This is a genomic window from Burkholderia sp. AU45274 (assembly GCF_030482505.1).
Classification (GTDB): domain Bacteria; phylum Pseudomonadota; class Gammaproteobacteria; order Burkholderiales; family Burkholderiaceae; genus Burkholderia.
Genome location: NZ_JAUJQE010000012.1, coordinates 132,707 through 145,057 on the forward strand (window position 1 = coordinate 132,707; position 12,351 = coordinate 145,057).

11 protein-coding genes and 1 tRNA gene are annotated in these 12,351 nt (G+C 66.7%); 5 read left to right on the top strand and 7 right to left on the bottom strand.

All coding sequences use genetic code 11. The annotated features are described in order from the left end of the window. Positions 1–150: 150 nt before the first annotated feature. The 4 genes from htpX to def form a co-directional block, all read right to left on the bottom strand. Positions 151–1,008, bottom strand: coding sequence for a zinc metalloprotease HtpX (htpX, locus tag QZM35_RS31840; RefSeq protein ID WP_011353570.1), 858 nt, complete (start codon positions 1,006–1,008; stop codon positions 151–153). A 101-nt stretch (positions 1,009–1,109) separates the two neighbouring features. Then, on the bottom strand, positions 1,110–1,745 hold the full coding sequence (locus QZM35_RS31845; RefSeq protein WP_089426594.1) for a LysE family translocator: 636 nt from the start codon (positions 1,743–1,745) through the stop codon (positions 1,110–1,112). 120 nt (positions 1,746–1,865) lie between these two features. Then, entirely contained in the window at positions 1,866–2,849 is a 984-nt protein-coding gene (gene fmt / locus QZM35_RS31850) for a methionyl-tRNA formyltransferase (protein WP_301777458.1), read from the bottom strand. 34 nt (positions 2,850–2,883) lie between these two features. Continuing rightward, positions 2,884–3,387 (bottom strand): peptide deformylase, encoded by a 504-nt coding sequence (def, locus tag QZM35_RS31855; RefSeq protein ID WP_006477461.1) that lies wholly within the window; start codon positions 3,385–3,387, stop codon positions 2,884–2,886. A gap of 185 nt (positions 3,388–3,572) precedes the next feature. On the opposite strand from def, the gene dprA reads away from it, so the two are divergent. From dprA to QZM35_RS31870, 3 genes are all read left to right on the top strand, one after another. Next, positions 3,573–4,919, top strand: coding sequence for a DNA-processing protein DprA (dprA, locus tag QZM35_RS31860; RefSeq protein WP_301777459.1), 1,347 nt, complete (start codon positions 3,573–3,575; stop codon positions 4,917–4,919). A 36-nt stretch (positions 4,920–4,955) separates the two neighbouring features. Beyond that, positions 4,956–5,336 (top strand): thioredoxin family protein, encoded by a 381-nt coding sequence (locus tag QZM35_RS31865; protein ID WP_039353754.1) that lies wholly within the window; start codon positions 4,956–4,958, stop codon positions 5,334–5,336. A gap of 192 nt (positions 5,337–5,528) precedes the next feature. Beyond that, on the top strand, positions 5,529–8,126 hold the full coding sequence (locus QZM35_RS31870) for a DNA topoisomerase III (RefSeq protein WP_039353751.1): 2,598 nt from the start codon (positions 5,529–5,531) through the stop codon (positions 8,124–8,126). Between the two features lie 127 nt (positions 8,127–8,253). Here QZM35_RS31870 and QZM35_RS31875 read toward each other — a convergent pair whose 3' ends face one another. Beyond that, the gene (locus QZM35_RS31875; protein WP_089426598.1) at positions 8,254–9,303 is read right to left on the bottom strand and encodes a LysR family transcriptional regulator; all 1,050 of its coding nucleotides are present in this window, start codon (positions 9,301–9,303) and stop codon (positions 8,254–8,256) included. Between the two features lie 426 nt (positions 9,304–9,729). Here QZM35_RS31875 and QZM35_RS31880 point away from each other — a divergent pair, with 426 nt between their 5' ends. Then, positions 9,730–10,743 carry a D-2-hydroxyacid dehydrogenase family protein gene (locus QZM35_RS31880; RefSeq protein ID WP_089426599.1) on the top strand — a complete coding sequence of 338 codons (1,014 nt, stop codon included), beginning with the start codon at positions 9,730–9,732 and terminating at the stop codon, positions 10,741–10,743. Between the two features lie 58 nt (positions 10,744–10,801). On the opposite strand, the gene QZM35_RS31885 is transcribed toward QZM35_RS31880, so the two are convergent. Next, complete coding sequence (locus QZM35_RS31885; RefSeq protein WP_089426600.1) at positions 10,802–11,668, bottom strand: patatin-like phospholipase family protein; 867 nt, start codon at positions 11,666–11,668, stop codon at positions 10,802–10,804. A gap of 8 nt (positions 11,669–11,676) precedes the next feature. Continuing rightward, entirely contained in the window at positions 11,677–12,081 is a 405-nt protein-coding gene (locus QZM35_RS31890) for a PaaI family thioesterase (protein ID WP_059232891.1), read from the bottom strand. A 191-nt stretch (positions 12,082–12,272) separates the two neighbouring features. Here QZM35_RS31890 and QZM35_RS31895 point away from each other — a divergent pair. Continuing rightward, a tRNA-Lys gene (locus QZM35_RS31895) sits at positions 12,273–12,348 on the top strand. The last annotated feature ends 3 nt before the right edge of the window (positions 12,349–12,351 follow it).

Genomic DNA, 12,351 nt, shown 5'->3' on the forward strand with positions numbered 1-12,351 from the left:
TCTGCCATCCCAAACCGGGCATTGTAGCGTGCGATGCTGCAGGCCCTTTGGCCCCTTTACGGCACGCGCAAATGAAACACCCCGCAGCGCGAAGCGTGCGGGGTGGTGTGACGGCCCCCGCGCGGCAACTGCCGCACGGTGTGCCGTGGCTTAGTCGAAGCGGCCGGTACGCGCCATCTCCATCAGGCGCGCGATGCGCTCCTCGGTGGCCGGGTGCGTCGAGAACAGATTCTGCAGGCCGCCACCGTGCAGCGGGTTCATGATCATCATCTGCGCGGTGGCCGGATGCTGCTCGGCCGCCTGGAACGGGATGCCCGCCGCATAGCGATGGATCTTGTCGAGCGCGGTCGCGAGCGATTGCGGATCGCCGGAAATCTGCGCGCCGCCGCGGTCGGCCTCGAACTCGCGAGCCCGCGAAATCGCCATCTGGATCAACGCGCCTGCGATCGGTGCGAGCAGCGCGACCGCGATACCCGCGATCGGGTTGGCCGGCCGGCCGTTCTCGTCGCGCCCGCCGAAGAACATCGCGAAGTTCGCGATGGCCGAGATCGCGCCCGCCATCGTCGCGGTGATCGTCGAGATCAGGATGTCGCGGTGCTTCACGTGTGCGAGCTCGTGCGCCATCACACCGCGCATCTCGCGCTCCGACAGCACGCGCAGGATGCCCGTTGTCGCGGCGACTGCCGCGTGCTCGGGGTTGCGGCCCGTTGCGAACGCATTCGGCGCATCCTCGTTGATCAGGTAGACGCGCGGCATCGGCAGGTTCGCGCGCGTGGCCAGCTCGCGCACCATCCGGTAGAACTGCGGCGCCGTGTTCTCGTCGACTTCCTGCGCGTTGTACATGCGCAGCACCATCTTGTCCGAGAACCAGTAAGAGAAGAAATTCATGCCGAGCGCGAACAGCAGCGCGATCGTCATGCCCCGCGAGCCGCCGATCATCCCGCCGATCACGATGAACAGGGCCGTGATCGCGGCCATCAGCATCGCCGTTTTGACCCAATTGAACATACCCACTCCTTATCCGTCAGGGGACCCGCCGCGCATCAAAAGGGCGCGGCGTAAAATTGTAAGCGTTTTGTTAGATAAGGTCTTGCCGGAAAAATTCAATCTCACCGTTGCGATGTTGCAAGACGAAGACCGAGGCCGACGAAAGCGCTGCCGACCGTGCGGTCAAGCCACTTCTTGACGCCCGGCTTGCCGGAGAAGCGTGCCGTGACACTGCCCGCGACCCACGCGACGAGGCTGGTCCACACCGTGCTCATCACGACGAACACACCGCCGAGGGTCAGGAACGCCCATGCCTTGTGCGGGCTGTCGGCCGACACGAACTGCGGGAAGAACGACACGAAGAACAGCACGACCTTCGGGTTCAGCACGTTGGTCCAGAAGCCCTGCATGAACAGCTGGCGCAGCGGCTTCGCGGCTTGCGTGGCCGCCGTGCCCGACGGCTCGGCCGCCTGCTTCGCGATGATCATCCGCACGCCCAGGTAGATCAGGTAGGCGGCGCCGACCAGCTTGATCACCGTGAATGCGGCAGCCGACGCCGCGAGCAGCGCGGTCAGGCCGAATGCGCAGGCGAGCGCGTGAACGCAGCAGCCGGCCGAAATGCCGAACGCCGACATCAGCCCCGCGCCGCGGCCCTGCGCGACGCTGCGGCCGACGATATAGGCCGTATCGGGGCCGGGCGTGACGTTCAGCAGGAAGACTGCCAGCACGAAGAAGCCGAAATGGGTGATGCCGAACATGAAAACCTCGAAACCGGGGAGCGCAGGGAAATTCTACGCGCGCCTGCCGCGCCGCGCGACTCGACCATCCGGCCGATTGCGCACGCCCGGCAGGCCGTGTCGAATGGCGGTCAGGCAGCGTCAGGCAACGTCGGTCAGCGCGAAACGCTGGCCCGCGGCGAGCGGCGAGCCGGCCAGGAATTCGCGCGCGGGCAGCCGCTTGCCGCCCGGCTTCTGCAACTGCGTGACGCGCAGCGCACCGCTGCCGCACGCGACGACCACGCCTTCCGGCGCGGCTTCGACGATCGTGCCGGGCGCCGCGTCGCCGCGCGCCGCCACCGGCTCGGCTGCCCACAGCTTGATCGCCGCGCCGTCGAGCGTCGCGACGCCGCCCGGGAACGGATCGAACGCACGCACCTGGCGCGCAAGCACGTCGGCCGGCTTGTGCCAGTCGAGCGCCGCTTCGTGCTTGCCGATCTTTTCCGCATAGGTCACGCCGTCGGCCGGCTGCGGTGTCGCCGGCAGCACGCCGTCGCGCTCGAGCTGAACGAGCGCGTCGACGATCAGTCGCGCGCCTTCGGCGGCGAGCCGGTCGTGCAGCGTCGCGGTCGTCTCGTCGGGCGCGATCGCGATGCGCGCTTCCTCGATCATCGCGCCGGTGTCGAGGCCGATGTCCATCTGCATCAGCGTGACGCCCGTCTCGGCATCGCCGGCCTCGATCGCGCGGTGGATCGGCGCGGCGCCGCGCCAGCGCGGCAGCAGCGACGCGTGAATGTTGATGCAGCCGGCGCGCGGAATGTCGAGCACTTCCTGCGGCAGCAGCAGGCCGTAGGCGGCGACCACCATCACGTCATGCGGCGTCGAGCGCAGCAGCTCGATCGCGTCGGCCGCCTCGGCCGGGTACTTGCCCGCGCGGCGCAGCGACGGCGGTTGCGCGACGGGCATCCCGTGCTCGACGGCATAACGCTTCACCGCGCTCGCCTGCAGTTTCATCCCGCGCCCGGCAGGGCGATCGGGCTGGGTGAGCACGAGCGGCACCGGAAAACCGGCCTCGTGGATCGCGGCGAGGGCAGCCGCGGCGAATTCCGGCGTGCCGGCAAAAACTACGCGCAACGTATGGGTCATGACAGCGTTCGGGGTCGGGCAAGGCGAACGCGCGTTACATCGCGCGTTCGAGTTTCTTCATCTTCGTCTTGATGCGCGTCTGCTTGAGCGGCGACAGGTATTCGACGAACACGCGCCCCATCAGGTGATCCATCTCGTGCTGGACGCACACGGCCAGCAGGCCCTCGCAGTCGAGCTCGAAAGTCTCGCCCTGCTCGTTGAGCGCACGCACGCGCACATGATCGGGACGCTCGACTTCGTCGTAGATGCCGGGCACCGACAGGCAGCCCTCTTCATAGATCTGCTTTGCATCGCTCGACCACACGATCTCCGGGTTGATGAACGCGCGCAGCTCGTTCTTCTCCTCGGAGACGTCGATCACGATCACGCGCTCGTGCACGTCGACCTGCGTGGCGGCAAGGCCAATGCCCGGCGCCGCATACATGGTCTCGGCCATGTCGGCGACGAGCTTGCGGATCCGGTCGTCGACCTTGTCGACGGGCTTCGCGACCTTGTGCAGCCGCTTGTCGGGGTAATGAAGAATATTGAGTAAAGCCATGGCGTTCGGTATTCGGTGGAGCGGCGTGCCGCATCGGCCATCCGGCCGGCTGGCGCTGCTGCCAGGATGCAATGAAGATGAGGCGGACGCGCGGCGAATCAATGCCGCGGATCACGCCTCCTGCAATTGGCCGGGCGCCTGCGCGCGCGGCCCTGTCGAGTATTTCGGATGATGAAAATTTTATCATGGCGCCACGCGGTCCGCTGGCCACCGCATTCGAGGGGCGCCTCATGTCGCCGCAAGCGCTGAGCCCCTCCGCCGTGCGCGCGTGGCTGCAGCTTGCGCATGCGCCCGGCCTCGCCCCGGCCGCACTGCAGGCACTGCTCGATGCGTTCAGCTCGCCGGACGCGCTGCTGCGTGCGTCCGACCACGCCATCACCGCCGTCACCAGCGCCGCCGCCGCCCTGGCCGTGCGCGCAAGCGAGCGCGGCGATCTCGACGCGCGCACCGACGCCGCGCTTGCGTGGCTCGACGCGCCGGGCAATGCGCTCGTCACGCTCAACGATCCGGCCTACCCGTCGCGGCTGCGCGACCTGCACGATCCGCCGCTGCTGCTATATGTAAAGGGCCGGCTCGACCTGCTGCACGCGCGCAGTCTCGCCGTGGTCGGCAGCCGCCACGCCACGCCGCAAGGGCTCGCCGACGCAACGCACTTCGCGCGCGAACTGTCCGACGCCGGGCTGCCGATCGTGTCGGGCCTCGCGCTCGGGATCGACGCGGCCGCACATCGTGGCGGGCTCGACGGGCGGTCGGGCACGGTCGCGGTGATCGCGACCGGCGCCGATCTCGTCTACCCGGCGCGGCACCGCGCGCTCGCCCACGAGATCGCCGCGCACGGCGCGATCGTGTCGGAATGGCCGCTCGGCACGCCGGCCCGCGCCGCCCACTTCCCGCAGCGCAACCGGCTGATCGCCGCGCTCGCGATCGGCGCGCTCGTCGTCGAGGCCGCGCCGCGCTCCGGCTCGCTGATCACCGCGCGGCTCGCGAACGAACTGGGGCGCGATGTGTTCGCCGTGCCGGGCTCGATCCATGCGCCGCTCGCACAGGGCTGCCACGCATTGATCCGCGACGGCGCGAAGCTCACGGCGGCGCCGCTCGACGTGCTCGAGGAATACGGGTTGGGTGAATCGAAGGCCGGCACGGCGAGCGGTGCGGCGTGTTCCGGGCATCCGTGCGCGGGCACCGGCAGCCTCCGCGAAACCGAAACCGCCACTCAGCGTGCCGCGGCCGATGTTATCCACAATGGCGATGCCGTTCCGGCCACCGCGTCCGCCCGAGACGAAGCACCGTCGCCGGCGCCACCGCTGCCCGCCGCCCCGGCAGAGCAGGCCGTGCTTGCCGCATTGGGATACGGCCCCGTCACCTACGAATGGATCGCCGAGCACAGCAGCCTGCCTGACGACGTGCTGCACCGCGCGCTGCTGGCGCTGGAACTGGCCGGCCGCGTCGCCAGCCTCCCCGGCGGGCGCTTCGCGCGGCTTGACGCAGCGCGCACCTCGCCCGGGGACGGCGTGCTACATTCCCCCGCATAGGGGCGGCAAGGCCGCCGACGATACCCAAGGAAACCCATGCCCGCGCTGAATCTCGACACCGATGCGGATCGGATCGCCGAGCGCCTCGCCGATCCCGGCACGTTGCTCGTCGCCTGCCTGTGCGCCGAGTGGTGCGGCACGTGCCGCGACTACCGGACGGCCTTCGACCAGCTCGCCGACGCGCATCCGGACGCCTGCTTTGCCTGGATCGACATCGAAACGCATGCCGATCAGCTCGACGATCTCGACGTCGAGAACTTCCCGACCATCCTGATCGAAGATACCCACACCGCCCGCTTCTTCGGCACGGTGCTGCCGCATGCGGCGATCGTCGAGCGGATGCTGTCCGACCTGAGCGCGGTACCCGGTGCGCCGCACGCACCGAAATTGCGCAACATCCTGGCCGTCGAAGCCTGAATTCGCGAGCCGGCCGGTGGTTTAGCGCGCGTTTGCGCGCCCCGCCGCGCCGGGCGCTTGCCGCCGTTGCGCCCCCCCTCTATGATGAGCCGCTTTTTACGCGCTGAGCCGCCATTGCTGCGGCGTGTGCTATAAAGCGGTCGTAAAAGGGACCCACAACCGGCGAACCCGGTCTACCAACACACACCTGTCATGTCCAAAGCACTGATCATTGCGGAAAAGCCTTCTGTCGCGAACGACATCGCACGCGCTTTGGGCGGCTTTACCAAGCATGACGAGTATTACGAGAGCGACGATTTCGTCCTTTCGTCCGCTGTCGGCCACCTGCTGGAAATCGCCGCCCCGGAAGAGTACGAGGTCAAGCGCGGGAAATGGAGCTTCGCGCATCTGCCCGTCATCCCCCCGCATTTCGACCTGAACCCGATCGCAAAAAGCGAGTCGCGCCTCAAGGTGCTCACCAAGCTGTTGAAGCGCAAGGACGTCGACCGCCTGATCAACGCATGTGACGCGGGGCGCGAGGGCGAGCTGATTTTCCGCCTGATCGCGCAGCATGCGAAGGCGAAGCAGCCGGTCCAGCGCCTGTGGCTGCAGTCGATGACCCCGCAGGCGATCCGCGACGGCTTCGCGAACCTGCGCAGCGACGCGGACATGCTGCCGCTCGCCGACGCCGCACGCTGCCGCTCGGAAGCCGACTGGCTCGTCGGGATCAACGGCACCCGCGCGATGACCGCGTTCAACAGCAAGGGCGGCGGCTTCTTCCTGACGACAGTGGGCCGTGTTCAGACGCCAACGTTGTCGATCGTCGTCGAACGTGAAGAGAAAATCCGCCGCTTCGTCCCGCGCGACTACTGGGAAGTGAAGGCCGAATTCGCGTGCGCGGGCGGCTTCTACGAAGGCAAGTGGTACGACCCGAAATTCAAGCGCGACGAATTCGATCCGGAAAAGCGCGACTCCCGCCTGTGGAGCCTGCCGGCTGCCGAAACGATCGTCGCCGCGTGCCGCGACCAGGTCGGCACGGTCTCCGAGGAATCGAAGCCGTCGACGCAGCTGTCGCCGCTGCTGTTCGACCTGACGAGCCTGCAGCGTGAAGCGAACAGCCGCTTCGGCTTCTCCGCGAAGAACACGCTCGGCCTCGCGCAGGCGCTGTATGAAAAGCACAAGGTGCTGACCTACCCGCGTACCGACGCGCGCGCGCTGCCGGAAGACTACCTGTCGACGGTCCAGTCCACGCTCGAGATGCTCAAGGAGAGCAACAACTACCTGCCGCACGCGAAGCAGGTGCTCGACAAGGGCTGGGTGAAGCCGAACAAGCGGATCTTCGACAACTCGAAGATCAGCGACCACTTTGCAATCATCCCGACGCTGCAGGCGCCGAAGTCGCTGTCCGAGCCGGAGCAGAAGCTGTACGACATGGTCGTGAAGCGCTTCCTCGCCGTGTTCTTCCCGGCCGCCGAATTCCGCGTCACGACGCGGATCACCGAAGTCGCCGGCCATCATTTCAAGACCGAAGGCAAGGTGCTGGTCGAGCCGGGCTGGCTGCAGGTGTACGGCCGCGACGCCGAAGGCGCGGATGCGAACCTCGTGCCGGTGCAGAAGGACGAGAAGGTGAAGACGGACGAAATCGCCGCCGTCGCGCTCGTCACGAAGCCGCCCGCACGCTACTCGGAAGCGACGCTGCTGTCCGCGATGGAAGGCGCGGGCAAGCTCGTCGAGGACGACGAACTGCGCGAGGCGATGGCCGCGAAGGGCCTCGGCACGCCGGCCACGCGCGCGGCGATCATCGAAGGCCTGCTCGGCGAGAAATACCTCGTGCGCGAAGGCCGCGAACTGATCCCGACTGCGAAGGCATTCCAGCTGATGACGCTGCTGCGCGGGCTCGGCGTGAAGGAACTCACCGCGCCCGAGCTCACCGGCGAATGGGAATACAAGCTGTCGCAGATGGAGCGCGGCAACCTCGGGCGCGAAGCGTTCATGCAGGAAATCGCCCGCATGACGCAGCAGATCGTGAAGCGCGCGAAGGAATACGATTCGGACACGATCCCCGGCGATTACGCGACGCTCGAGACGCCGTGCCCGAACTGCGGCGGCCAGGTGAAGGAAAACTACCGCCGCTTCGCGTGCACGAAGTGCGAGTTCTCGATCTCGAAGATCCCGGGCAGCCGGCAGTTCGAGATCGCGGAAGTCGAGGAGCTGCTGCGCGAGAAGACGATCGGCCCGCTGTCCGGCTTCCGCAGCAAGATGGGCCGCCCGTTCTCGGCGATCCTCAAGCTGTCCTTCGACGACGAGACGAAGAACTACAAGCTCGAGTTCGATTTCGGCCAGGACACCGGCGGTGAGGAAGGCGAAGCGCCCGACTTTTCCGCACAGGAGCCGGTCGGCGCGTGCCCGAAGTGCAAGGGCCGCGTGTTCGAGCACGGGATGAGCTACGTGTGCGAGCACTCGGTGGCCAACCCGAAGACCTGCGACTTCCGCTCCGGCAAGGTGATCCTGCAGCAGGAAATCACGCGCGAGCAGATGGGCAAGCTGCTGGCCGACGGCCGCACGGATCTGCTGCCGAACTTCAAGTCGTCGCGCACGGGACGCAACTTCAAGGCCTTCCTCGTGAAGCAGCCGGACGGCAAGATCGGCTTCGAGTTCGAGAAGAAGGAGCCGAAGGCCGCTGCCGCGAAGAAGACGGCAAAATCGGCGACGAAGGATGCCGAAACCGTGACGGAAGGTGCCGAAGAGAAACCGGCACCGGCCCGCAAGACCGCCGCCCGCAAGACGACGGCGCGCAAGACGGGCTCGTGACGGCCTGACGGCCGGGGCGCCCCCGGCCATGCCGAACTCGGGCAGGCAGCCATAAAAAAACGCGGATCGATTGCTCGATCCGCGTTTTTTTTGTGCCGGCGGCAACCGCCGCCCGGCCGTCGCGCCGTTACAGCGGCGACGGCGCCGCAACGCGCGTGCGCGGCGAACGCGGCAGACGCGGCGACAGGTTCGGGTCGGCCGCTTCCGGCTGCTCGGCACGTGTCTCGACACCGATCGGCGCGAGCGCCGAACTCTGCGCGGCCCACTGCTCGCCCATCGTCGCGTCGGTCGAGTGGCTGAAATGCTCGACGAGGTGGTCGATGAACGTGCGCACCTTCGCGGGCAGATGGCGCCGGCTCGGGTAAGCGATGTTGATCTCGACCTGCGGCAGCCGGAAATCCGGCAGCAGCCGCACGAGCGCGCCGCGCGCGATATCGCCGCCGATCAGGTAGCTCGGCAGAATCGCGACCCCCATCCCGAGCAGCGCGAACTGGCGCAGCATCGCGGTGTTGTTCGCGACGATCACATTGGTCGGGCGCACGCGCACTTCGCCGTCCGGCCCCGTGAACACACGCTCGTCACCCCAGTATTCGGTCGGCAGGCTCAGGCTCGGGTGCTCGGCGAGATGCTCCGGATGGGTCGGTACGCCGTGCTTCTCCAGATAGCTCGGCGTCGCGCACACGGTCATGCAGCCGGTGGTCAGGCGCCGCGTGACGATGCTCGCGCTGCGCATCTGGCGCGTGACGACGATGCCGACGTCGAAGCCTTCCTCGACGAGATCGACCTGCCGGTCGACCAGCGTGAGATCCGGCACCACTTTCGGGAAATTCTCCGTGTACGACTGCAACACGGGCGCGAGGTTGTGCAGGCCGAACACGACAGGCGCAACGATGCGCAACGTTCCGACCGGCTCGTGATTGCGCGCAACGACCATCTGCTCGACGTCCTCGAGCTCATCGAGGATCTGGCGAGCACGCTCCAGATAGACCTGGCCCGACTCCGTCAGGGAAAGGCTGCGCGTGGTGCGGTTCAGCAAACGCGTGCCGAGACGGCCTTCCAGATCGGCGACGTGACGCGTCGCGACCGCGTTGGAGATATCCATTGCACTCGCGGCCCGCGCAAAACTGCCGAGATCTGCAACCTTGACGAACACGCGCATCGACTGCAAATGATCCATAAACGACTCCTGCCGCTGTTACAACTTCAAAAAGATGAAGCAAATGCGTAATTCTCCTACGACAGCGGAAATGATGCAGAGTTGCTCAACAAGGCCCCGGTTGACGATAAAAATAGTCAAAAATCCTCGCCTTATGCGGATAGTTGATCCAATTATTCTGATTGGAGCAACAATTGGGTGAACCTCGTCGAGTAAGTGGCCGAATCAGGAAGGACGTATTTGATGCGACACAACAGCGCACCCTTCCACCCGTCGCGCAAGCGGCGCCGGGTCAGGCCGCCGCCAATTGCGGCGGAGCGTAACAACCTGTTAAAAAGACACCATGAAGGCGGCCGACGTAGCATCATGTCGGCCCCGGCCGGGCGGGACGGGTGCGCGACGTGCGCCGCCGCCACCGCCGCTTTCAACGCGCGACACCCGCTCACCATGAAAATTGCCATCCTCGACGACTACCAGGACGCCGTCCGCAAGCTGAACTGCTTCGAGATGCTTGCCGACCACGACGTGAAGGTCTTCAACAATACGGTGCGCGGATTGGGACAGCTCGCCAGCCGTCTGGCGGAAGTCGAGGCGCTCGTGCTGATTCGCGAACGGACCCCGATTTCGTCGCAACTGCTCGCCAAGCTGCCGAACCTGCGCATGATCAGCCAGACCGGACGCATTTCGAGCCACATCGATCTCGAGGCGTGTACCGACCGCGGCATCGCCGTGCTCGAAGGCACCGGCTCGCCGATTGCCCCCGCCGAACTGACCTGGGCGCTCGTGATGGCCGCCCAGCGCCGCATTCCGCAATACGTCGCGAACCTGAAGCAAGGCGCGTGGCAACAGTCGGGCCTGAAGACGTCGGCGATGCCGCCGAACTTCGGCCTCGGCCAGGTGCTGCGCGGCCAGACGCTCGGCATCTGGGGCTACGGCAAGATCGGGCGGCTCGTCGCCGGCTACGGCAAGGCGTTCGGGATGAACGTGCTGATCTGGGGCCGCGAGCATTCGCTCGAGGCCGCACGCGCCGACGGCTATACGGCCGCCGAAAGCCGCGAAGCGCTGTTCGAGCAGAGCGACGTGCTGTCGCTGCACCTGCGCCTGCATGACGACACGCGCGGGATCGTGAAGCAGGAAGACCTGATGCGGATGAAGCCGACGTCGCTGCTCGTCAACACGAGCCGTGCCGAATTGCTCGAGGAAAATGCACTGGTCAACGCGCTGTCGCACAACCGCCCGGGGATGGTCGCGATCGACGTGTTCGAGAGCGAGCCGATCCTGCAGGGCTACAGCCTGCTGCGGATGGAAAACGTGATCTGCACGCCGCACATCGGCTACGTCGAGCGCGAAAGCTACGAGCTCTACTTCAGCGCGGCATTCCGGAACATCCTGGCGTTCGACCAGGGCGACATGTCGAGCGTCGTCAACCCGGAAGCACTGACGCCGCGCCGCGTGCGCTGAGCGCCGCGGGCCGCGCCTGCCGCGCGGCCCCGCTTCCTGCTCCTCCTGCTTCCCGTCTTCAGGCGGCCACGCGGCCGCCCGTCATCGCGCCGACGCGCGTGAGGAAATGCTCGCCGTCGCGCCGCCCGAGGTCGTACGCATGCCGCATCTGCGACGGGCTCGTGTAATCCCAACTCGAAATCGGCACCTTGCTCGACGGCTGGACGTACAGCCGTCGCTGCTCGCCGTGCGCGACCGTGAACATCTGCGGGCGCGGGTACAGCCGCGTGACGAGCACCAGCACGTCGCCGGGCGTCGGGTCGAGCGCGTCGACCGGCACGTTGTCGACCATCCCGCCATCCAGCACGGGCCGGCCGCCGCGGCGCAGCACCGGCGTGAACGGCGGCGTGCAGGACGACTGCAGGATCAGATCGGCGAGATCGTCGACGCGCGCGCAGGCCTGCGCGCGCACGAATTCCGGCCGAAAGCCGAGCGAGCGCCCGAGCGTCGGGTGCAGCGTCTTGCGCACGTACTTCTCGATGTTGTACGCGACGAGCCCGGCGGCCACCGCGCTGCGCGCGCCGAGCCAGCGTGGCACATGCGACACGCCGATGCGGATCTCCGGCGCCGCGGCCAGCTTCGCGAACGGCTCGCCGTAGATGTCGAGCAGCGCCTGGCGGTAAATCCGGTAATGCGGAAACACGGGCTCGCGCCCGAACAGGTTGCCCCAGTACGCGTTCTTCCGGTTGTGGCGCAGCGCCTCTTCGTAATAGCGCATCACCCAGGCGGCGTCGCGCGTATACAGCATGCACGCGGTCGCCGCGCCGGCCGAGATGCCGGTGATCACGCGCGGGCGCAGGCCGAGCGCCGGCTGGGCGACGTCCCAGAAGCCAGCCTGCCACCAGCAGCGATTACCGCCGCCCGCAAAGACGATCTGGTCGAACATCGCGCCGCTCAGCTGACGAGCGCGTAGGTCGACGTCGCGTGAACGGCCATCTTGCCGTCCTCGTCGAACAGTTCGACTTCGCCGAACACGAGATTGCGGCCCATCCGCAGCACGCGTGCGGTGACGAGCACGTCGCCCTTGCGCACGGGCCGCATGAAGTTCGTGTTCAGCGATACGGTGGTCATCGGCCGGAACTCGCCGAGCGCGACCGAGATCGCGACCACCATCGCGGTGTCGGCGGCCGCCGTGAACACCTGGCCGCAGATGATGCCGCCCGAATGGCGGAATTCGCCGGAAAACGGCAGGCGCAGCGTGACGCTGTCGTCGCCGATCGACACGGGGACCAGACCGAGCGAGCGGACCCAGGGGGCCAGCAGGCGATCCAGCAATTCGCGGACTGCGTTTTCGTCCATCTTCGGGAAGCCCAGAAAGCGTTGCGCGACCGCCGCGCAACACATGTGGCGTCATCATACCGGGAGCGCGAAAACTGCGATCGCTCGTGATCGGGCCGGCAACTGCCGTCGTGGTGACGAAATATTTTCAGGAAATTTGCAGAAAGGGCTTGCAAGACCCGAAATACCCGTGCATAATCTTTCTTCTGTTGGGGGCGTTAGCTCAGTTGGTAGAGCAGCGGACTCTTAATCCGTAGGTCGAGTGTTCGAGTCACTCACGCCCCACCAGGA